Here is a 21,126-nt window from a genome sequence, read left to right as displayed (position 1 = left end):
TTTATTTATTAGAGGAGAGACATCGAATGTGGACAAAGAAAGTGGGAACCGTTCTTTCGTTACATTTCCAGATGAACAAAGACTCAAGCGCCCGTTTAGCAACGTAGCGAATGGAACGAATCAACTAAAGATTTAGGAATCATGCCAATAAAACTGGGGTATGCCGACGTCTGGGCGGCAAGCCCTTCTTTAGTCGGCCCTCCTCTTCGTAACGAACCGATGAGGCCTTATCGTAGGGCGGCTTCGTGAAGTCGCCTAGTTGGGCGATGGAGCCGGACGTGGCTATTCGGTTATTTCGTTATCCACAAGCACCTCATATTATAGGTTCCTATACAAGAACAAAGGCGCAAGCGCCCGTTCAGCAACGTAGCGAATGGAACGAATCAACTAAAGATTTAGGAATCATGCCACTAAAACTGGGGTATGCCGACGTCGGGCGGCAAGCCCGTTTTTAGTCGGCCTTCCTCTTAGCCCGATGATGACTTATCGAGGGCGATTTCGTGAAGTGGCCTAGTTGCTGGGCGCTAAAGCCGGACGTGGCTATTCAGTTATTCCCTTATCCCAAAGCAACAAACTTTATACTTTCTTATTATTTAAAAAAAGCTTACTTGGCATAAAACAAGTAAGCTTTGTTTCTTATATCTACTATTTCTTTTCAGCCAACCAATCAGCGAGCACTTGAACGTCATCGCCAGTTGCCATCCCTGCTGGCATGCTTCCTTTACCATTGTTAATAATGTCTGCAATTTCTTCAGCAGAGTAATCAGATCCCACTTTCGTTAAGTCAGGTCCGTTACCACCACTTAGATCTGCACCGTGACAACTTGCGCAATTGCTTTCATATATTTTTTCAGCGCCTGCGGTATCTACGGAGCCACCTTCTTCTGTTTGCGTTTCTCCCTTATCTGCTGACTTTTCGGATGCATTATCATCATCGTTGCCCCCACATGCACCTAGTACCAACACTGTGCCAAACAGCATTGCTAACAACCACTTTTTCATCATGCAAATCCCCCTAACAAAATATTGATTAATGATTCATTAACTCTATTATAACCAATTTTTGCTGTTTTAAAACACTTCCCAATGCCAAATATTGCTATCTGCAAATGTTAAAGGCTGCTATAGCAACACGTAAAGCCATTTATGACTAATTTATGAAAAATCAATTCAGACTTTAATTTACTTGTTGCCGAAGATATGCATCGATAAATGGATCAATTTCCCCATCCATTACAGCTTGTGTATTACCGATTTCCACGTTGGTGCGATGGTCTTTCACCATAGAATATGGATGAAAAACATAAGAACGAATTTGACTTCCCCAGCCAATCTCCATCTGCTCTCCACGAATTTCTGCTAACTCTTGTTGTTGTTTTTCAATCTCCAGCTGATATAATTTTGATTTGAGCATTTTCATGGCTGCTTCACGATTTTTTATTTGTGAACGTTCATTTTGACAAGTAACAATCGTATTCGTCGGTACGTGTGTAATACGGACAGCAGAATCTGTCGTATTTACGTGCTGCCCACCTGCACCACTAGCACGGTACGTATCAATTTTTAGATCTTCAGATTTGACTTCAATATCGACATCATCTGTCATTTCCGGAGTTACTTCACATGAAACAAATGAAGTGTGTCTGCGCCCTGACGAGTCAAATGGAGAAATTCGTACTAAGCGATGGACGCCTTTCTCTGCTTTTAAATAACCATAAGCATTATGCCCTTTAATAAGCAATGTTACACTTTTAATTCCGGCCTCATCACCTGCTAAGTAATTTAGTGTCTCCACTTGAAAATTCTTTTTTTCAGCCCAGCGTTGATACATCCGTAACAACATGCTGCCCCAGTCTTGTGATTCCGTACCACCTGCTCCAGGATGTAATTCTAAAATGGCATTATTTGCGTCATAAGGTTCACTTAATAAAATTTGTAACTCAAAGTCATTTAGCTGGTTACGTAAAGATTGGAGTTCTTCAATTAATTCCTCCAATAATTCCTGATCATTCTCTTCCTTAACAAGTTCATAAGAAACCTCTAAGTTATCATGTTGCTGTTCAAGGTTAGAAAAATTATTGACATACGTTTTTAGGTGGTTCATTTCACTTATTACATGTTGCGCTTTATCTTGTTCATCCCAAAATTCAGGCGCAGTCATCTGTAATTCTAAAGTCTGAATACGTCCTGTTTTTGCTTCTAGGTCAAAGAGACCCCCTAAAGTCATTGATTCGGTTACTCATTTTATCTAATTCATTTCTAATATCTGTAAGTTCCAATGCAATCACCTCTATCATTTGATTATTGTCTAAGCGGTAGGAAAGCACCCCGTATTCGGAGTGCTTTGACATACTTATTTTCCGTGACAATTTTTATATTTTTTGCCACTACCACAAGGGCAAGGATCGTTTCTTCCTACATTCTGCTGCTTCACAAATGGTTTACGTGTTTTTTTTCTCTCTTCTTGTCCTCCAGAAACAGCTTGTGTATTTTTCACTACTTCCTGACGCTGAAGGTTATCACGAATTTCTGCTTTCATAATATACTTGGCAACTTCTTCTTCGATACTTTCAATCATGGACTCGAACATCGCAAATCCTTCTAGTTGATACTCCCTTAGCGGATCATTTTGTCCATATGCACGTAAATGTATACCTTGGCGAAGCTGATCCATTTGATCAATATGATCCATCCATTTCGTATCAACTGTACGGAGCAGGATCACTTTTTCAAACTCACGCATTTGCTCCTCGGTCAACTCTTGTTCTTTTTCATCGTAACGTACTTTTACTTTTTCCATAATCCATTCCGTTATTTCTTCTTGATCTTTCCCTTTGAGATCGTCTTCCGTTATTTGCTCAGGATCAAGTAGGTTTCCTGTAACATAATCAACAATCGCTTTGTAATCCCAATTATCTTCATCATCATCTTGGGTATGTGTTGCGACAACACGTTCTAATGCGGATGCGATCATATTTTCAATAATCTCGCGAAGATTACTTTCGGCATCAATAACTTCAAAGCGTTGTTTATAAATTATTTCACGTTGCTCTCGCAATACATCGTCATAAGATAAGACCGTTTTACGAGCGTCGAAGTTATTTCCTTCCACTCGTTTTTGCGCTGACTCCACAGCACGGGAAACCATTTTACTTTCAATTGGCTGGGAGTCTTCCATTCCTAATCGATCCATCATCGAACGTAAGTTATCGGAGCCAAATCGACGCATAAGTTCATCTTCCATAGACAGATAGAACTGAGAAACACCAGGGTCTCCTTGCCGGCCAGAACGTCCGCGTAGCTGGTTATCAATACGCCTTGATTCGTGACGTTCCGTTCCGATAACAGCAAGCCCACCTAATTCAACAACGCCTTCGCCTAATTTAATATCTGTACCACGCCCGGCCATATTAGTAGCAATTGTAACCGACCCGCGTTGACCCGCATTTTCAATAATTTCAGCTTCACGAAAATGATTCTTGGCATTTAATACTTCATGTTTAATGCCAGCCTTTTTCAGCATTTTTGAGATAAGCTCGGAGGTTTCAACAGCAACGGTACCTACAAGAATCGGCTGGCCTTTTTTATGGCGTTCTTTGATTTCTTCAATTACCGCACGAAACTTCCCTTCCATCGTCTTATAAATTAAATCTGGTTTATCGTCACGGATAATTGGTTTATTTGTTGGAATGGCGATAACATCCATATTATAAATATTCCTAAATTCTTCTTCTTCCGTCTTTGCTGTACCCGTCATACCAGCAAGTTTATTGTACATGCGGAAAAAGTTTTGAAACGTAATAGAAGCTAACGTCATGCTTTCATTTTGAATTTGCAGACCTTCTTTTGCTTCAATCGCCTGATGAAGTCCATCACTATAGCGACGTCCTTTCATGAGACGCCCAGTAAATTGGTCGACGATAACCACTTCGCCTTCCTCCACCACATAATCATCATCACGATGCATCGAAACATGTGCTTTCAAAGCTTGATTAATGTGGTGCGTTAAAGAAACGTGATTTAAGTCGAACAAATTCTCGATAGAAAAATAGCGTTCTGCTTTATTAATTCCTTCTTCTGTAAGCTGAACACCTTTTGTTTTCTCATCGTAAGAATAATCATCTTTCGTCAATGTGTTAACAAAAGCATTTGCCTGCTGATATAAGCTTGCCGATTTTTTCGCAGATCCCGAAATAATTAATGGTGTTCTCGCTTCATCAATTAAAATAGAGTCAACCTCGTCAATAATTGCATAATTCAATGGGCGTTGGACCATCTGTTCTTTGTACAAGACCATATTATCACGTAAATAGTCAAATCCATATTCATTGTTTGTACCATAAGTAATATCCTGATAATAAGCTTCCCGTTTTTGTTCTTTTGTAAGACCATTGCCATTTAATCCAACTGTTAAACCGAGGAATTCGTAAAGTACGCCCATTTCCTTTGCATCACGACTTGCCAAATAATCGTTTACCGTAATAATATGCACGCCTTTACCAGCTATTGCATTTAAATACGCAGGCATCGTCGAAGCTAATGTTTTCCCTTCCCCTGTTTTCATTTCAGCAATGTTGCCTTCATGTAAAGCGATAGCTCCCATTAACTGTGTTTGGAACGGACGCATACCTAATACACGTCTTGCCGCCTCTCGAACAACAGCATATGCTTCCACAAGCATATCGTCGAGGGACTCACCATTTTGATATCTAGTTTTAAATTCTTTCGTTTTCTGTTGTAATTGGTTATCGGAAAACTTTTCCATTTCCGGTTCTAACGCCTCAATTTGGTCGACAATTTTCTGTAGTCGTTTTAATTGTCGTTGCGTTCCATCACCAAAAATTTTCTGTAATATTCCAGCCATTTATGCAGCACCTCAATATTTATCAAAAATAAGGAATTTCAATTCATTTAGATACCATATTGCCTATACATTTTTTATTTAAAATCAAATGGACAGAGCATATATGGATATTGCTAGTTTAAATATTTTCATCCAACATTTATCATAACACTTTCTAAAGATAGATGACAACTTGGAACACAAAAACAAGTCAGTCATGTATTTTCTTGCTTTTATACAATTTAATGAATTTTCTTGAAAAATGATTACTCCTAAAGCCGAAGTGTATCGCCTTCACTTTTCGCAGCGAGAGCCTCCACTTCCTAAGAAGCAAAGAACAGCTTCCTAAGGAAGTTTCGACTGCTAGATTTCCATAGAACAAGGAAAGCTACGGCAGCGCAACAGTCCATATTCTAGCATTAGAATAACTTGGCGGTCGCCTAGTTGCTGGGCGATGGAGCCGAACGTGGCTATCCGGTTATTTCGTTATCCACAAGCACCTCATTTTATAGTTTCCTGGTGTATGAAATAATGTAATTACCAAAAAACATAAAAAACCCCCAGCGACTTCCTACAAATATAAAAGAGTGGTCCGGGGATGAACCACTCTTTTTAGAGAGGATAACAGAGGATATATGGAGGTTCTTGCTTTAGTACGGGGAGATGTGACAGGGAGACTTTTATCGCTCTAGTTTTATTGTTCCCTCCTTTAGTACTGCTATTTGTCGATTTAACACAGCTATAATCTCCACAAGTTGGCTGATTGTTCTCTCATGCTGTTCCACTTTTTGATAAAGTTGCTGTAAGCGAATAGTTTCACCTTGTTCCAATTACCCACCTCCTGCTCTTATATAATTTATATCACATACGAACTTGATTAAGCTAATCGTCGATTTTTAATTTTAGGTATAAAGTCGACATTATTCTTCAATAGACAGGATAAAACACCTAGCCAAAAGGTCCTTTTTGGTTTTTTTGTCCATTATTATGAAAGCGTTTTTTGAATTTAGTATTTTCGACACCAATTTTCGACATTTTTTACTGAGATTAGTAATCTCTGATTGATTCAATTCCTAATTTGATTTCTTATTGCATAGTTCTAATCGGTCGTACTCTCTTATTTCACTAACTTCAACTTTCTAAAAGAAACATAGAATGATGATTAACTTTTTAGTATTAGACATCAGTCTATATGTTAATTCCTCTCCTTGTCTATTTTACTTAGTAATCACTTTTTTGGAATACCAAAAACCAGCTGTAAAAACAGCTGGTCTTCTTCTTTTTTGAATTTCACCCCGCATATAAGGTGCTGTAAGACTCCCACTTGAAGGGGTGGATAAACAAGTCTAAGTGGGAGATAGCAGCACCTAAATGCCCTATTTCGTACGAGGGTCATGCCTTTGGACTACTAACAATTAGTGGGGGATGAATGAAAATCCCCCATTAATTGAAGATTCACTTTATTTTCAAACCTATTTTTATCATTTAAGCGTTCGGTTCAATCAATCCGTATTTTCCGTCTTTTCGGCGATAAACAACGTTAGTATCACCGTTCACAGCGTTTTCAAAAACATAAAACGAATGACCCAACATATCCATTTGTAGCACCGCTTCTTCTGAATCCATTGGTTTTAAGTCAAACCGTTTGGTTCTAACAATTTCTATTTCAGAAGATTCCTCTTCCTGCTCCCCATTCAAAGCATCTTTTTCCAATTCTGCAAAAACATGCTTTGGAGATCCTTTTTGTCTGAATTTTCTATTCACTTTAGTTTTATGTTTTCTTATTTGTCTTTCCAGTTTATCGACAACTAAATCAATAGCTGCGTAGAGGTCGACATGCTGTACCTCGCCGCGTAGTAGCAAATTAGTCATCGGGATCGTAACTTCAATCCTTTGCTCATCATTGTAGACACTTAAATTCACATGTACTTCGGAAGTTGGTGGAGTATCAAAATACCTTTCTAGTTTGCCTATTTTTTTCTCCACATAATCACGTATAGCTTCCGTAACCTCAAGATTTTCACCACGTATGTTAAAGTTCATATCAGTGTCCTCCTTTCTCCTGATACTCTCATTATACAACGTTTTCCATCAAATTTCCTGTTAAAACTATTAAAATGTTAATGAACCGTTAATTTAAATCGTAAAACCCTTGCTACATACATATCTAACCTATTTACAGTAGGTTTACAAATGGATTATGTGTGACCTTTAGACGTTTTAGTTCATTGCAATGGTTTTATTTTTTTCGATCTAAAAACATTCCATCTCGAGCTTGTATCGTTTCATAAGGATTAGCATACTTACGATTCGACTGTTTTTGTTTTTTCATCTGTTTCATTTCTAGTTTTAATGCATCAAATAACGAAAGCATGCATTGTTCAATCAATTGGTTTAATCGAATCACTTCTTGAGCTGTTGCTTTTTCTGCTTCTGAATACGGGGGTGACAGTAAATCCATTTGCTCGCCTCGCTCCTCCATTAAATTATTCACTTTCGCAATTAGGGCTTCTCGTTCCTTAGAATCCGTTTCTTGTTGCAGGAGGTCATATAATTCTTCGGTTATGTTGTATAGGGATATTAAACGGTTCATTATACATGAGCACCTTTAGTATATTGATTTTTTCTTGTTTGCAAGATAACTTGCTTCCATGTGTCGCGAAACTCGATAGCAAATTCCAGCACTTCTTCCAAAGCGGTTTTATCATTGTGCATATTCGCTTCCGTTAATCGGTGGAACATATATTCATAAAGTGACATAAACTGGTGTGAAATATCCACTTCCACATCTAAAGTAATCATCAACTCACGAATAATATTTTGCGCCTTTTGGATATTGGTATTTTTAGCTTCGAACTGATTGCCTTCTATATCTCTCATTGCCTGTTTGATAAACTTAATACAACCGTTGTACAGCATTAAGGTTAATTCTGAACTCGATGCTGTATTAACCGCGTTGTTTTGGTAAGCTTGATGTTGTTTATTGAAGGACATACTGTTCACTCCCATCTTAATTACATGCCACCACCGAATTGGGACAATAGCTGTGCTGACTGTTGGTTCATACGAGATATTGCTTTTTCCATCGCAGTAAATTGTTTCCAGTAGCGGGTTTCCACTTGTGTAAGCCGAGTTTCAAAAGCCTCTATGCGTTCATCTAGCTCCTTCATTTGTTTCCCTAACGTATAGCTTTCCAATGAAGGTGTTAGCACACTGCCAGCTTTTTTACCAATTTGTTTCTTTGTAACTTCTAAGGCATCATCTAAACGTTGAATGAGTCCACGTGATTCTCCTTCATCGCTATTAGTAAATAGCTTTTGAACGTCTGCAGGATTCTCACGAAGCGCTGATTTTAACTTTCCTTCATTAACGATTAGCTTCCCACCATCTAAGTAGTCTTTAGATGTTTGAATCCCAACCTGAGTTAATGAAGTATACTCACCACCAGTTTCCACCTTAGCATACCAACTGGAACGCAAGTTAGACAATCCACCAGATATTGTAGTATCACCACGTAACAGTCCACTTTTAGCCCGTTCTTCCCACAGCTCAATTTCACTCTCAGACATATCTTTCTTCTGTTCTTCGGTTAATGGTAGAAAATCGCGATAGCGTTCCTCAAGCTGCGAACTATTTAACGCTTCAACAACTTCGTTATATTTATCAACAAACTTCATGATCTTTTCGTACGAAGCTTCTACATCATTTGTAACCGTAAGGCTTGCATTTTTACCATCTGTCGTTTGCTTAAATTCAAATGTCAATTTATCGCCTAACTTATAGGAATTTGTTTTGGACTCCATCTCTAACCCGCTATTATTGTACTCAAATTTCGCGTTCGTTCCGCCTTTTTCCTTACTCATATCCATTTGAAGAACTTCAGCTAAAAATGAATCTTCGGCAAATTGAATTTCAGCGCCATCTCGATAATTACCCGTTCTTGTTGTTTCCATCATTACTTTATTACTAGATTCATCATAAAACATGCGAACATTATTATCGTCACGCGATATTTTCTTTAACACATCTGATAATGTATCACCTGCTTTAATTTCATATGTATACTCTTGCGTCTCCCCCTTTTCATTCACTGTATTAAATGTAACTTTTTCTCCTGCTGTTAGTTTATCTGTCGGTTTGATAGTCAATTCGTTTTTACTCACATTAATAGCCGTACTTGCTAATTGATTGACCTTAATTTGATATGTACCATTAGCAGTATCTGCGTTCGCTGTTGCAGTTACGGCATCTTGCAGTGAGGAACTAACACTCTTTGCGTTATATGCTATGCTTTTTTTCATTTCAATCATTAAATTATCTAGCTCAGTTAGTTTACTATTAATTTCTCGAAATGCATCCCTTTTCCACTCGAGTTTCGTACGGTCCTGCTCCAATTTATTTAATGGGATTCGTTCCGCATTCATTAACTTATCTACGATTGCTTCAATATCCATTCCACTTGCCAAGCCACCAACACGCATAACCATCATACTTCTCCACCTTTTACGCATTAATTATGTTAGGTTGTTCAAAACCCGCTCTAAACGTTACTTGTACACATGTTAAACATGTCCTAAATTTTTTCGTCAATTAATATTCCCATAAACTCTGCCATATCCGCATACATATCTAACATTTTTTTAGGCGGAATTTCTTTAATAATTTCGTCTGTCAACGGATTAACGACTGCCACGTAATATTCGTTCAGCTTTTCATGATATTTGAATCGTAAATCTGTCCGTAACGGTTCAATAAATTTGTTCAATCTTTCTACAGCTGTTTTTAACTTATCTTTCGTTACAACAATAGAGGGTCCTTGGTCACCGTTACTCTGCTTGTCACTGATTTTCATTGCTTCTTTCATAACCACTAGCCGGTCGTTCTGACTTTGTAACTTAGGATGTGATCCGGCAACAACGCGTTCTAATCGCATATCCATCTGCTTCACAACCTTTTTATTTTTATATCGGAACAGCAGGGAACTTATTAAAGCGATTATTTAACAGAGTTACTGAAAAATTGCTGTAAAATGGAACTTTGATCTAATTTGCTTCCTTTTTTATCTGTCTGTCATGACTTAGAAACTACCGAAATGATGAACATTGGAAAGCAACGTCACACCGGTTTTTTTAAAAGCTTCAGCTTAATTTAACTCGGCTCTATTTACCGTTTATCCAACATGCCACATGAACAAGTTCTATGTTTTCTTTAATAAATTTACTAATTCATTTGGTATGTTTGCAGCTTGATTGTTTTCATGCATAATATCCAAATAAATCTCCTTCCGATAAATATCTACAGATGAAGGAGCACTTATTCCTATCTTCACTTGATCCCCTTCAATCCCAAGCACTTTCACTTCAATGTCTTCACCAATTTGAATGGCTTCACTACGTTTACGAGTTAATACAAGCATGCTTATTCTCCTTTCGCCATTAAAGGATCGCTAATGGTAATGGGCGCTCTTGTCATATATTCATTCGTATTAATTACAAACTGTTTCCCAGATAATTTGCTTGCATTAATAATAATGGGCGCTTGTAAATTCATCGTGCTATCCTTAAAAGGCTCCTTCAGAGTTACAATCGATAGAACCATAATGTCGGATTCATCAATCAATTGTAATGCTTGTACAGTGCTTTCATCCAGTTTAAATGTATAATCTGGATACATATGATATGGATTTATTACAATAAAGGCAGTTTCTTTGGATTTCGTAGATTGTAATATTTGAAATATAGATGGATTAGGAAAATCAAGTAAAACAAATTCTGTTTCCTGCTGAAAACCTAATACACCTGTAGGGAAATGAATAATGCTCGTAGATAAAATGTCCACTTCCCCAAAATATTTTGTATCCATACGCATGTCGTGTCTCCCCTTTCCATCTGTTTCGTTGAATCGCATACTTTAGTACAGAAATGAAAACCCCGTCATTTTTCAGTCGTCCCGCTTTTTCATCCAGTTAAAAATAACTTTAATTGTTTACCACTTCTATTTTTAAATCCTGATATTGCTTCATCTTTGTGGTCACATCGCCCGGCTCATAATCATGTTGTGCAGCGTTTGGTTTTATATTTATAACCGGTGATTTAGTATGTACTTCTATCTTAAGCTGGGACGGTTGATAGCTCGTTTTTACAGAAAAAACAGATGGTATGAAAGTGATCCCTAATCTTTTCATAGGTGGCTGTGCATTTGCCTTTGCCTGCGAAATAAGCGGATTCCCTTTCTGTTCAATCTTCATAAGCTCTGATCCTTGCCGTGCGCGTCTCTCTATTCCTTCTAGTACAGCCTGCTTTCCATCGCTTGCAAATTGGTAATTGCGTTGAAAAATAGACATCAGATTCATATCAGCAAATGCCTTTGTTTGATCAATTGTCAATTTAGCAGGCGTTGTGCGCATCTTTATTTCTGCCTTTGGCTGTTGAATCGACATTTCTGCTTTCGGCTGACGGATCGTTTGTTTCGCTGCTGTTTGTTGAATTTCAATTTGTGCCATTTGCGATGTCATTTTCAGTTTCGGTATCTTCATAACTAACCGTTTCCTTTCTACATAACGGAAACCCTGTGACCCAAACTGGGACAGGGTTTTATTGTTATCTCAAGAAATCAACAAGGGAAGGCTGGATAATTCGAGAACCTGCTGATAATGCAGCTCGGTGCAGACTTTCCTGCTTGATTAAATTTGTTATCGCTTCAGCAAAATTAACATCTTCGTTATCTGACATCATTTTTGTTGCCATTATTTTCTGATCGCCCAGCCTGTTTTCCACCAGTTCCAACCGATTCATTCTTGCCCCTAGCCCTGCTCTTGCATCAATAATTTGGTTGACTCCAGAATCGAGCTCTGAAATACTTTCACCAATCGTCTCTTCTATATTTTCCATATCGCTATTTTCAAGCTTTTGAATAAATGAATCAACTTTATCAAATAACCCATTTCCAAATACTGCTTCTCCATCCATGTTAACTTGTAACTCCGAGCCAGCGGAAATTGGGATATTTACTGGATCGGTATTAGGAGAGAAGACACCATTTTTATCAAAAGGTGAATTCGTCGTGTCCGTTCCATTAAAGATATATTTGCCATTTACTTGCGTATCCGCCAAACTAATTAAATGTTCTTTTAATTGTTTGGCCTCTTCTTTCATGCTCGCATATTCTTCTTTGTCGTTCGTTCCATTACTTGCTTTCACAGCCAATTCACGCAGCTTTTGCATCGCTTTCGTCGCCTTATCAAGCGCAGCATCAGAATTATCCATCCAATTACGCGCTTCACCTGTATTTCGTAAATACTGTTCTGCTTCATTTTCCTGTCTACGATAATTGATCCCTTTCATTGCAACAACCGGATTATCTGAAGGGCGATTAATTTTTTTGCCTGTACTTAATTGCTCCATATACGTATCTAGCTTCGTATAACTATTGGACAAATTTCGTAACATATTATTTGAAAGCATACTCTGGGTAATTCGCATACTATCATCTACCTCCCAACAATTCCCATATTATTGATGATACGATCGAGCATTTCATCGATGGTCGTCATGCTTCTAGCAGCAGCATTGTATGCATGCTGAAATTTAATCATATTCGACATTTCTTCATCTAAGGATACACTGCTTATAGACATCCGCTCATTCTCTACTTGCGCTCGAAGAATGGCAGTATTTTCGTTCATACGATTAGCTTCTTCTGCTTGTACCCCCATCTCCCCAATTAGGGAGTCATAAAAACTGTTAATAGAAGTATTTTCGCCCAGAGGGTCCCCCTCTAGTGATCTATCATTAAACACTTTGGAAAGAGCTAGTGCATTAGCCCCTTCTCCATTCGTTTCATTCGTACTTGCAGCAATCAAATCGGGTTCTTCCATTATATCTGGGTTAACGGTAATTCCAGCAGCTCCGCTTTCACTGTCTTTAAAAACGAAAAAGTCAACTCCATCCGTACCGTCCAACGCTTTTCCATTTCTATGTACACTATTAAACGCTTTAGCCATCGTAGTTGCCATTTTATCTAAATTAGTCAACATATCCGTATACGTACCTTGAATCGTACCGTCTCCATCTATATCATGGCCATAAGAAGCAATTAAACCCCCTAAAGAACCATTAGATTCAAGGATATTTAGTTGTTCGCCATTTACATTAAAACTAGTAACCGGAGCATATGGATCATTTCCATACTCCACTGTCAATTCATTTATCTGTTCTTGACCAGGATTTCCATTTACTAAAATGACGTTTGGCTGAAAAGAGTTGCCATCATTGTCTACAACCTCAATAGTAGCAATGCCATCGGCAATATGAGGTGAACTTTCACTGCTCTTTGAGTATGTAACTTTTATATTCATTATATTTGACAATTCATCGATAAGCTTGTCACGACGGTCGTATAAATCATTTGGTAAATAACCGTGCGGCTCTAGCTCACTAATTTGCTCGTTAAGACTGCCAATTTGCCGTAACAAAGAATTTGCATTTTCCACAGACGTACCGATTTGATTTTTAAGATCTGATCGATGCGACGTTAAAGATTTTGATAGATACTGAAACGTTTCTGCAACCGCCAATCCGCGATTAGCAACAACTGATCGTGCTCCTGTATTACCAGGATTCACTGCCAAATCCTGTAACGAATTCCAGAATTTATCAATCGTTTTTGCTAGCCCATTTTTAGACGGCTCATTTAAAAGTGCTTCCATCTTGCTTAGCGCTTCTGATTTCGTTGTCCAATACCCTAATCTTCCGTTTTCAGAACGAAATTGATAGTCTAAAAACTTATTGCGTACACGTTGAACAGAGCCTGCCTCAACTCCTGTTCCCATTTGACCAGGAATTTCCGGGCGATTTCTAGACGCTGCAGGATAAGGACTCAGCGTTTCAAAATTCACTCGCTGCCTCGTATAACCTTCTGTATTGGCATTTGAAATATTATGTCCAGTTGTATATAGCGCTGACTGCTGAGCAAATAGCGCCTGTTTTGCCATTTCTAATCCATGAAAACTACTCATCTCTCGACCTCCTATTAAACCTTTGAGTCAAATAATGACTGTTTTACAGATCTCGTCTGATTTTCAGTCGTTCCATAATTCACTGATTGAATCGATGGATTCATCACATTAAGAGAAAATTGAACAAACTGTAAAGATTGCTGAATTAACATATAATTTAACTGTTCTTGCTGTTTCAACTCTGTCATAGACTTTGTTAATAGAGTGGTTAACTCCACTAGCTTCTCTTTTTCTTCTCCGGATTTCACAAGCGACAAAAGCGTCGTAACAGTGTGATCCTGATCTTGGCACTGATTTGCTGCAAACCAAGCTGCCATTTCGTGTTGCCTTTCCTTCTCGGCTTTTTCAATTTTTCTGATCTGCTTCCGCTCCGCTGCTAAAATAGATGATAATGTATCTACGTCACCGGTCTTTACAACCTCTGTTTTTTTCTTTGCGAGCTCTATTAGTTCCATATGCAGATGCAACAGTCGTTCCAATAGGTCCAAAATGGATTGTAGGCTCAAGCAAATCCCTCCTTTATACGACTCATTTACTTACCAGAGAAGAAATCAATCATCTTCTGTGCTGTCTGATCATAAGAAATCTTGTAATCACCAGATTCGATCATTGCTTTTAACCGCTCTACATGAGCAGTTCTCGCTTCGTTTTCCTTATGTCCCTTGTGCAATTGCTTTGCTTTACTTGATATTTCCAATTGATCCTTTTTCATTTCTCGTTTAACTTCCAATTGTTTAGGGATTTGCTGCTTATGGTACGGGTTAAAGTCGGATTGATTAGGTCCATTTATTTTCACTTCCACTTCACCTCTTTAAAGACAGTTTCCGTTGGCAATATGCTACTCTACTTTTATTATCGGGTAAAATAAATAATTATTAAATCGATTATTCAAAAGCTGAGGTAAAAAAACGTGCTAACTTTTCTAAAAAGTCAACTTTCAATCCGTGAGGTTTTTCTTTTATCCCACCATTGTTTGTTAGTGCTGCAAGGGTATGACCAAAAGAAGGCACTTGAATGAATCGAAAATTTAGGTACCGTTATAACCCAATTACACTCTCGGATTCCCCAAAGCAGGGTCTTATGGGATCTTATATTCCGATAAAGCGAATCTTCAATCAGTAGGAGCTTTCATTCATCCCCCACGGCTTGTTAATACTGTAATGGTATGACCTAAATGCTTTTTACGAAATCGGGCATTTAGGTGCTGTTATCTCCCACTTAGACTTGTTGCAGTACAGATTATCCAACTCCTGAAGTAGGAGTCTTACAGCACCTTAGATATGGGATAAAAGTTCTGAAATACCCATTTTTAGTCTCACATCTTTTAACATATCATACCGGCATGCTTCTTTGCCCATTTAATCATCAAACATGTAATACGTTCTTTGTTTTTCTCTTTCCTCTTCCATCTTTCTTTCTTTTTGTTCATACTGTTGTAAATCTTTTTTTAGATTTTCCCGACATGAAACACATAAATTACCTGCAGTGATCCGGGTACCGCAATGACTGCATGGGTAGCCTATATTAGGAAATTCTGATGGTAATAATCGCTTCTCTTTAATAAATTTAATAATTAACTCCTCATCTACTCCTGTGTTTTCAATAATCTCTGGCATCGTCGCTTGTCTATTTTTTCGCTGACGCATAAATTGATAAACCGTTTGAAACGCTTTTTCTTCTTCTTGATAGCAATCTTGGCAAATAGAACGTGTTCCTTTCAAAAATAAACGATCACAACGAGAACAGTTTGCTAACTCTGCCATAAATCATTCCCTCACTTTCAAAATCAAATACTGAAACGCTTCAAGCATTATTTTTTAGTATAACATGTCTACATGTTAACTTCGAATAAGCGTAAAGGAGATTACCTCAGGGCAACCATGCTCTATCAACACCTTTGCAGCATGTCTTAAAGTCGTACCTGTTGTATATATATCATCGACTAAAATAACAGGTTTGTTAATAGGTTTTTTTAATCGAAACGGATTCGCTGATTCCATCCTTTCACTTCTCGTTTTCTTTGCTTGCTTTTCACTGGTCACCCGTTGTAAGTAAGCAGCTTTTGGAATAGGCAAAAATTGTGCAAGCATTTCGGCTTGATTAAATCCGCGTTCCACTTGTCTTTCTACACTTAAAGGAATGGGAATAGCCAGATGCGTTTTAGCAGTCGTTTGCATCATTTTCCGGAAATGCGTACGACATGCGTTTTTAAATATATATCCTAGCTCATAATCCCCTCGATATTTCCATTTCGTTATGATATCTTGCATAAATTCATTGTATTGATAAATTGAATAATTACATTTTAAAGTATCCTTCCCGGGAAATTTCCCCCACTGTAAACAGTCTATACACTTTGGCACATCACTTCTTCGACTACATCTTAAACAACGCGACCCGCTTATCACAGGGAGTAAATGATTGCATAATTTACATATTTTCATAGATGTTGGATAGAAAAACGTTCTCCAGGTTACTTCAGTTGTAATATTGCTGTGACAGGATAAACATTTCAAGTTATAACCATCCCCCTATCCGGTTCATTTTTTTAATCGAACGAACCGCTCGGATCATTGCATTTGTTTTTCCATCGTGAAAAAAGACCACCTCGCCAGTCGGATCGTCTACGCTCCTTCCAGCCCTTCCTGCAATTTGAACAAGCGCAGCTTCATCAAATACGGAATGACCTGCATGGATAATTGCCACATCAACAGATGGAAAAGTAACACCTCTTTCTAAAATCGTCGTCGTTACTAATACAGAAAGATTTTTCTCACGAAACAGGGAAATTTTTTGCTCTCTATCTGGATCAGAAGCATGCACAGAAGAAATTTCTGCTGGACGCTTGATAACATCTTCATGAATAAGCAGTTCACTTAAATTACTAGCTATTTTTTCCGTGAGAGCAATAGTCGGAAGGAAAATCAGCAGCTGCCGTTGCTGATTTTGTCTCAGACGGAGCCATTGGATAAAGGCACGAGGTGGATTTCCTTTGTGCAAATTTTTCTGAAGAGCAAAGCACATGCACGTTACGGGGACAGGGAGTGGATATCCATGATAACGAGTTGGTACAAAAACATGCGCTAATTGCTTCAACTGCATTTTCTTTCGCTGCTTTTGCCTAGGTGTTGCGGTTAAATATATCATTGTACCAGAAGGCTTTAATGCCCTTTCTGTCGCAAAAGCTAACGAAGCATCTTTGTGATAAGGGAAAGCGTCTATTTCATCAATGATGACGACATCAAACGCATGTTCAAACCGTAATAGCTGATGATTTGATGCGATGATGATTTGTGACGTACCTTGCTTTTCACCGCTATCCCCATATAATGCCTGAATGGCTACTGCTGAAAAAGCCTGTTGTATTCGGGGGAGTAATTCCCTTACCACGTCTATTCTTGGCGTAGCTATACAAATTCGCATTCCTTGTCGCAATGCTTCTTCGATTCCAGAAAATAACATCTCTGTTTTTCCAGATCCGCAAACAGCCCAAATCAACAGTGACGATTCTTGCTGTAAAATAAAACGTCGTACCATTTCCGAAGCCTTCGCTTGTGCTTTCGTAAGCTGACCTTCCCAAGTACAAGCAGCTTCATGTTTTTGCCAAGGAAAAGGTTGTCCATTCCAGCGGTATAGCGGCTCCGTTTCAATTATTCGACCCATTATAAGGCAATTTCGGCAGTACCAGATGACTTGTTTCCTATTGACATCATGTATCTTTGCAAATTGGGATTTTGTGCGATTTCCACAGCGTTGACAAATTTTGGTGAATAGTGTTGTAATGATGGAGGGTACTGGAGTAAGTATGTTCTTTTCAAGTAAAAAATCGAATAGCGAGTCTTCCAAAGGGATTTCTTCGCGCAGTAAAAGCTTTCCCTCTAATTGCTGGGCAAGTTTTGGATATAACAAACTTGTTTTTTTATCCATATTTTCACCATCCTCTGTTATTTAGTTCTCTTACTTCTCTTTCCAGGGAGCAATACTTCTAATGTGTCGTTATGTTGTATAAAGAAAAGCATACAAATCTAGGGGGGGTTTTTCAGATATATCTATATATCCTATATTTTTCGGGATAGTAAACAATGAAACAATCATATACGATAAGCTAAATACTATTTTAGAAAGGGGCAATGTAGATGTTAGAAGCTGGACGAATCCTCCAACAAATGAATGAAGCGATAAATGAGAAGTCATCCATTATAAAGGACATGGATGCCGTATACCAATTTAACTTCAAAAACAGTGATTCAACTACTTATCAATTGGTAATACGAGAGGAAAACAGTTTTGTCATAGAAGGAATTGCAGAAAAAGCAGATTGTACCCTTCATATGAAGACAGAGCACTTCACCTATCTTGCTACCGGAAAATTAAGCGGAAGAAAGCTTTTTTAAGTGGTAAGCTCAAAGTAGAAGGAGATATGAGGTTAGCAATACGTTTACAAGATCTTATATCTCTATATAACAAGCAATAATGCCAAAGAAAAAATAAAACTACTATCATCTTCAGCGGTGTACTGTAAAAAATATACACTTATTTTATTTCTAAATTTAGGACAACCTTACTGGAACACAACTATGCAATGGCGCATGGTCGGATTTATAATTAAGAGCCCGGTATTTCCTATGTTATATTTTACAGAAAAAATAGAATAATAACAATGATTTAAGATAAAAAATAAGCCAGCCATGGTTGGATAATCTTTCTTAAATGCCCCTATTATTTTCTTTGCATCAGCTTTTCTTCCTTATTTGGAAAAAGATTCTTTTTTCAAACTATATGATTCCACTTCTTATTGCATATGCTACAGCTTGCGTCCGGTTTTTCACCTTCATTTTCCGCATAATTGTTGTAATATAATCACGTACTGTGTATTCACTTAGTTGCAATTTATCAGCAGCGCTGCTTGTTGATTCTCCTTCAGCCATCAATGTTAAAACTTCAATCTCTCTTATTGATAAATGGAATGGTTGACTTAATAATGGTGATTTATTTTTAAATTCTCCGATAATTTCTCCAGAACTTTGTCCAAATTTAATCAGTGCAGAATACATATCTTCTGAAATAGTAAATTTACTGTTAGCTCCTTGATCAAGAGTAGCTGCTCCTATAAGTCTATTATTTGAAGCTTTAAAAATTGGCACAACGACAACTGATTTTAATTGAAATTTCTGAACATAATTAGCTGGGAAGCTGTCTTTGGCATCAGAAATATAAAGAGGTTGCAGAAATTTCATCCCCTTCCCAAACAATCGCAGTAATTCAAGTCCATTATTGATTAAAGGCAGATTCCGTACATCTTCTGTAATCCCTTGAATTGCCTTAATGTCAAAACGATGACCGGATAAGCCAATTCCTACCTCATCGTTCGGAGAGTAAGAAAAAATTCCGCACCGTTCAAATGGTAAGTAATTGATAAACCCTTTCGTCACTAGTTCTAAAGCTTCATCAAATGTTTTAGCTTGTAAAATAGATTCATAAAACATGATAACAGCATCTTTCCATTGCTGTTCTTGGCGAGATATGTTTACCATTGCCTTACTACTTTCGAAGAGTTGTAGCGTATAGTTTATAAAAGGCGTAATGTATTTGTTTTCCCTATCCATACATAATAGTAGCGTACTGTTTTCAAAAGGAATCGTAATCGTATTGGTTTTATCAGAACTTGGAATATACTTCAATAATTTTTCCGTTAAGTCAAAAATATGACTTGCTTTAAGATCGTAGGTTGTGCTAACCAATTGCTGGCTTTTATGAAATGATTTGTTTACATAAAATACCTTTTCATTTCTTTCGATAACAGCAATCCATTCAATAGGCAATTGTTCGGAAGTTACAAGATGTTTTAAAAAATGGTCCATTGTAAACAAATATTCTCTTTTTTCCGTAAGCAAATGTTCACTAATTTTAGTAAACACATATTGTATAGCTTGGAGGTCGCTATAGTAATATTGGTAGATTTATTGCTTTAGTATTTGTTGTCTTGCAGTTATCAACTACTGGATCCTCATTACCTATTGATATGCTTCCAGAAGGATTACGTCAGTTAAGTGCCTTTTTACCATTTACGTATTCTATAGAAAGTTATCGAAGTATTATTACTTTGGGGATTACGTCAAATATGTGGGAAAATATTAGCGTTTTATTCCTTTATTTCATTATCTTTTCCGTCTTTGCCTTGATCGTCTTTTTTGTAAGATATCGTTTCGATAAAAAGCAAATAGAACACCAAGCTAATATAAATGAATCTGTTAGTTAACCATGGAAACAAGGCCCTCCCTATTATAGGGCCTTGTACCATTCTCCAGCAATGGTGATAAAAAAACAATTGGTCTATAAACCATCATTTTTAGTTATTTAATGCGAGTAGTAAGCAAATTACAAATGAGCCAATTATATTTCCAGTAGTAAGTTGTAGCGCTCTATTTTTTATACCATGTCACACCCAATGCGCCTTCTCCAAGATGTGTGCCAATAACAGGTCCAAAATAACTAATGCTCGTATCAGCGTCAGGATATTTTTCTAAAAAACGTTGTTGCAAATCCCTTGCAGCAGTTTCATTATTCGCATGAATAAATGCCACTTTCAACGGATGATCTTCAGAAGCATCGGTTTCCAATAAATCAAGTATCCGTTGAAGAGCTCTTTTCTTTGTGCGAATTTTTTCAAATGGAACGATCACCTTATCTACAAAATGAAGAATTGGTTTCACTTGCAACATGCTGCCTACTATTGCTTGAGCCCCGTTTAGGCGTCCTCCTCGGTGCAAATTACTTAAATCATCAACCATAAAATAACCACGCATCGTTTGCTTCATTTCATCGAAGCGCTGGATAATTTCGTCAGGTAGATTTCCATTTTTTACCATATCTACCGCTTCTAATACATAAAAACCTTGCGCCATACAGCTTATTTCAGAATCATAAGCATAGACATCAATTCCATCTACCATTTCACCAGCACTTACTACAGCTTGATACGTACCACTGATTCCACTGGAAAGATGAACAGAGACAACCGCATCATATTCTTTAGCCAAACCCTCTAGTAAACTAGTAATATAACCGATCGACGGCTGCGAGGTTTTTGGTAACTCTTTTGTATCAGTTAATTTTTGATAAAATTCATTCGTTGTAATATCAATTTCTTCCTGGTAAGAAGCATCAGCAAATTGGACACTTAAAGGCACCATATATATATCATATTTATCACGTATTTCTTTCGGTATATAAGCGGTGCTGTCTGTCATTACAGCAACTTTCATGC

General features: G+C 37.6%; 23 protein-coding genes and 1 pseudogene. 3 read left to right on the top strand and 21 right to left on the bottom strand.

What is annotated here, in order from left to right; translation table 11 throughout:
- Positions 1-245 precede the first annotated feature (245 nt).
- A complete protein-coding gene (locus BKP57_RS22325; protein ID WP_076361912.1) occupies positions 246-455 on the top strand; it encodes a hypothetical protein in 210 nt (69 codons plus the stop codon).
- A 190-nt stretch (positions 456-645) separates the two neighbouring features.
- Here BKP57_RS22325 and cccB read toward each other — a convergent pair whose 3' ends face one another.
- The 19 genes from cccB to BKP57_RS17835 all read right to left on the bottom strand — a co-directional run bounded on the left by cccB (position 646) and on the right by BKP57_RS17835 (position 17,786).
- Complete coding sequence (gene cccB, locus BKP57_RS17920) at positions 646-1,002, bottom strand: cytochrome c551 (protein ID WP_050353508.1); 357 nt, start codon at positions 1,000-1,002, stop codon at positions 646-648.
- Positions 1,003-1,177: 175 nt separating this feature from the next.
- Positions 1,178-2,279, bottom strand: a protein-coding gene (gene prfB, locus BKP57_RS17915; protein WP_128743556.1) for a peptide chain release factor 2 whose coding sequence is annotated in 2 segments (ribosomal slippage) — positions 1,178-2,206 and positions 2,208-2,279 — 1,101 coding nt in all. Because the reading frame shifts where the segments join, the coding sequence is not laid out codon by codon here.
- A 74-nt stretch (positions 2,280-2,353) separates the two neighbouring features.
- On the bottom strand, positions 2,354-4,864 hold the full coding sequence (gene secA, locus BKP57_RS17910; RefSeq protein WP_050352326.1) for a preprotein translocase subunit SecA: 2,511 nt from the start codon (positions 4,862-4,864) through the stop codon (positions 2,354-2,356).
- Positions 4,865-5,523: 659 nt separating this feature from the next.
- Positions 5,524-5,673, bottom strand: a complete 150-nt coding sequence (locus BKP57_RS22320; protein WP_156875375.1) for a hypothetical protein — start codon at positions 5,671-5,673, stop codon at positions 5,524-5,526.
- A 655-nt stretch (positions 5,674-6,328) separates the two neighbouring features.
- Positions 6,329-6,886: a ribosome hibernation-promoting factor, HPF/YfiA family gene (gene hpf / locus BKP57_RS17905; RefSeq protein ID WP_050352325.1), complete on the bottom strand. Its 558-nt coding sequence runs from the start codon at positions 6,884-6,886 to the stop codon at positions 6,329-6,331.
- 196 nt (positions 6,887-7,082) lie between these two features.
- Complete coding sequence (locus tag BKP57_RS17900; protein ID WP_050352324.1) at positions 7,083-7,436, bottom strand: flagellar protein FliT; 354 nt, start codon at positions 7,434-7,436, stop codon at positions 7,083-7,085.
- Positions 7,436-7,837 carry a flagellar export chaperone FliS gene (gene fliS, locus BKP57_RS17895; protein WP_050352323.1) on the bottom strand — a complete coding sequence of 134 codons (402 nt, stop codon included), beginning with the start codon at positions 7,835-7,837 and terminating at the stop codon, positions 7,436-7,438. The genes BKP57_RS17900 and fliS overlap by 1 nt, the downstream gene beginning before the upstream one ends.
- Before the next feature lie 20 nt (positions 7,838-7,857).
- On the bottom strand, positions 7,858-9,333 hold the full coding sequence (locus BKP57_RS17890) for a flagellar hook-associated protein 2 (protein WP_306423709.1): 1,476 nt from the start codon (positions 9,331-9,333) through the stop codon (positions 7,858-7,860).
- 83 nt (positions 9,334-9,416) lie between these two features.
- Entirely contained in the window at positions 9,417-9,782 is a 366-nt protein-coding gene (gene flaG, locus BKP57_RS17885) for a flagellar protein FlaG (RefSeq protein ID WP_232231226.1), read from the bottom strand.
- A gap of 258 nt (positions 9,783-10,040) precedes the next feature.
- Entirely contained in the window at positions 10,041-10,259 is a 219-nt protein-coding gene (gene csrA / locus BKP57_RS17880) for a carbon storage regulator CsrA (RefSeq protein WP_050352322.1), read from the bottom strand.
- Positions 10,260-10,261: 2 nt separating this feature from the next.
- On the bottom strand, positions 10,262-10,711 hold the full coding sequence (gene fliW, locus BKP57_RS17875) for a flagellar assembly protein FliW (protein ID WP_072742095.1): 450 nt from the start codon (positions 10,709-10,711) through the stop codon (positions 10,262-10,264).
- A gap of 109 nt (positions 10,712-10,820) precedes the next feature.
- The gene (locus BKP57_RS17870) at positions 10,821-11,378 is read right to left on the bottom strand and encodes a DUF6470 family protein (protein WP_072742094.1); all 558 of its coding nucleotides are present in this window, start codon (positions 11,376-11,378) and stop codon (positions 10,821-10,823) included.
- 64 nt (positions 11,379-11,442) lie between these two features.
- The gene (gene flgL / locus BKP57_RS17865) at positions 11,443-12,324 is read right to left on the bottom strand and encodes a flagellar hook-associated protein FlgL (protein WP_050352319.1); all 882 of its coding nucleotides are present in this window, start codon (positions 12,322-12,324) and stop codon (positions 11,443-11,445) included.
- 8 nt (positions 12,325-12,332) lie between these two features.
- Entirely contained in the window at positions 12,333-13,859 is a 1,527-nt protein-coding gene (gene flgK / locus BKP57_RS17860) for a flagellar hook-associated protein FlgK (RefSeq protein WP_050352318.1), read from the bottom strand.
- A gap of 14 nt (positions 13,860-13,873) precedes the next feature.
- Entirely contained in the window at positions 13,874-14,365 is a 492-nt protein-coding gene (locus BKP57_RS17855; RefSeq protein ID WP_050352317.1) for a flagellar protein FlgN, read from the bottom strand.
- Between the two features lie 26 nt (positions 14,366-14,391).
- Positions 14,392-14,655 (bottom strand): flagellar biosynthesis anti-sigma factor FlgM, encoded by a 264-nt coding sequence (flgM, locus tag BKP57_RS17850; RefSeq protein ID WP_050352316.1) that lies wholly within the window; start codon positions 14,653-14,655, stop codon positions 14,392-14,394.
- 562 nt (positions 14,656-15,217) lie between these two features.
- Positions 15,218-15,622, bottom strand: coding sequence for a TIGR03826 family flagellar region protein (locus tag BKP57_RS17845; protein ID WP_050352315.1), 405 nt, complete (start codon positions 15,620-15,622; stop codon positions 15,218-15,220).
- A gap of 75 nt (positions 15,623-15,697) precedes the next feature.
- A complete protein-coding gene (locus BKP57_RS22985) occupies positions 15,698-16,129 on the bottom strand; it encodes a ComF family protein (protein WP_232231223.1) in 432 nt (143 codons plus the stop codon).
- A 247-nt stretch (positions 16,130-16,376) separates the two neighbouring features.
- Positions 16,377-17,786: an ATP-dependent helicase ComFA gene (locus tag BKP57_RS17835; RefSeq protein ID WP_050352313.1), complete on the bottom strand. Its 1,410-nt coding sequence runs from the start codon at positions 17,784-17,786 to the stop codon at positions 16,377-16,379.
- Positions 17,787-17,995: 209 nt separating this feature from the next.
- On the opposite strand from BKP57_RS17835, the pseudogene BKP57_RS17830 reads away from it, so the two are divergent.
- Positions 17,996-18,333 (top strand): annotated as a pseudogene (locus BKP57_RS17830) (SCP2 sterol-binding domain-containing protein).
- Positions 18,334-18,634: 301 nt separating this feature from the next.
- On the opposite strand, the gene BKP57_RS17825 reads toward BKP57_RS17830, so the two are convergent.
- A complete protein-coding gene (locus tag BKP57_RS17825; protein ID WP_072742092.1) occupies positions 18,635-19,720 on the bottom strand; it encodes a response regulator transcription factor in 1,086 nt (361 codons plus the stop codon).
- A gap of 122 nt (positions 19,721-19,842) precedes the next feature.
- On the opposite strand from BKP57_RS17825, the gene BKP57_RS22315 reads away from it, so the two are divergent.
- On the top strand, positions 19,843-20,118 hold the full coding sequence (locus BKP57_RS22315) for an ABC-2 transporter permease (protein WP_156875373.1): 276 nt from the start codon (positions 19,843-19,845) through the stop codon (positions 20,116-20,118).
- A 163-nt stretch (positions 20,119-20,281) separates the two neighbouring features.
- On the opposite strand, the gene BKP57_RS17820 is transcribed toward BKP57_RS22315, so the two are convergent.
- Positions 20,282-21,124 (bottom strand): DegV family protein, encoded by an 843-nt coding sequence (locus tag BKP57_RS17820; RefSeq protein WP_072742091.1) that lies wholly within the window; start codon positions 21,122-21,124, stop codon positions 20,282-20,284.
- Positions 21,125-21,126: the final 2 nt, after the last annotated feature.

Source organism: Virgibacillus sp. 6R (assembly GCF_001895305.1).
Taxonomy (GTDB): domain Bacteria; phylum Bacillota; class Bacilli; order Bacillales; family Amphibacillaceae; genus Virgibacillus; species Virgibacillus pantothenticus.
The sequence above is the reverse complement of the archived record's forward strand: the minus strand, read 5'-3'. Positions and strand labels throughout refer to the sequence as shown.

Coding starts and splice junctions, on each gene's coding strand:
- cccB (WP_050353508.1), bottom strand. CDS start 1,002: ATGAAAAAGTGGTTGTTAGCAATGCTGTTTGGCACAGTGTTGGTACTA.
- secA (WP_050352326.1), bottom strand. CDS start 4,864: ATGGCTGGAATATTACAGAAAATTTTTGGTGATGGAACGCAACGACAA.
- hpf (WP_050352325.1), bottom strand. CDS start 6,886: ATGAACTTTAACATACGTGGTGAAAATCTTGAGGTTACGGAAGCTATA.
- BKP57_RS17900 (WP_050352324.1), bottom strand. CDS start 7,436: ATGAACCGTTTAATATCCCTATACAACATAACCGAAGAATTATATGAC.
- fliS (WP_050352323.1), bottom strand. CDS start 7,837: ATGTCCTTCAATAAACAACATCAAGCTTACCAAAACAACGCGGTTAAT.
- BKP57_RS17890 (WP_306423709.1), bottom strand. CDS start 9,333: ATGATGGTTATGCGTGTTGGTGGCTTGGCAAGTGGAATGGATATTGAA.
- flaG (WP_232231226.1), bottom strand. CDS start 9,782: ATGGATATGCGATTAGAACGCGTTGTTGCCGGATCACATCCTAAGTTA.
- csrA (WP_050352322.1), bottom strand. CDS start 10,259: ATGCTTGTATTAACTCGTAAACGTAGTGAAGCCATTCAAATTGGTGAA.
- fliW (WP_072742095.1), bottom strand. CDS start 10,711: ATGCGTATGGATACAAAATATTTTGGGGAAGTGGACATTTTATCTACG.
- BKP57_RS17870 (WP_072742094.1), bottom strand. CDS start 11,378: ATGAAGATACCGAAACTGAAAATGACATCGCAAATGGCACAAATTGAA.
- flgL (WP_050352319.1), bottom strand. CDS start 12,324: ATGCGAATTACCCAGAGTATGCTTTCAAATAATATGTTACGAAATTTG.
- flgK (WP_050352318.1), bottom strand. CDS start 13,859: ATGAGTAGTTTTCATGGATTAGAAATGGCAAAACAGGCGCTATTTGCT.
- BKP57_RS17845 (WP_050352315.1), bottom strand. CDS start 15,622: ATGGCAGAGTTAGCAAACTGTTCTCGTTGTGATCGTTTATTTTTGAAA.
- BKP57_RS22985 (WP_232231223.1), bottom strand. CDS start 16,129: ATGCAAGATATCATAACGAAATGGAAATATCGAGGGGATTATGAGCTA.
- BKP57_RS17835 (WP_050352313.1), bottom strand. CDS start 17,786: ATGGATAAAAAAACAAGTTTGTTATATCCAAAACTTGCCCAGCAATTA.
- BKP57_RS17825 (WP_072742092.1), bottom strand. CDS start 19,720: ATGGACCATTTTTTAAAACATCTTGTAACTTCCGAACAATTGCCTATT.
- BKP57_RS17820 (WP_072742091.1), bottom strand. CDS start 21,124: ATGAAAGTTGCTGTAATGACAGACAGCACCGCTTATATACCGAAAGAA.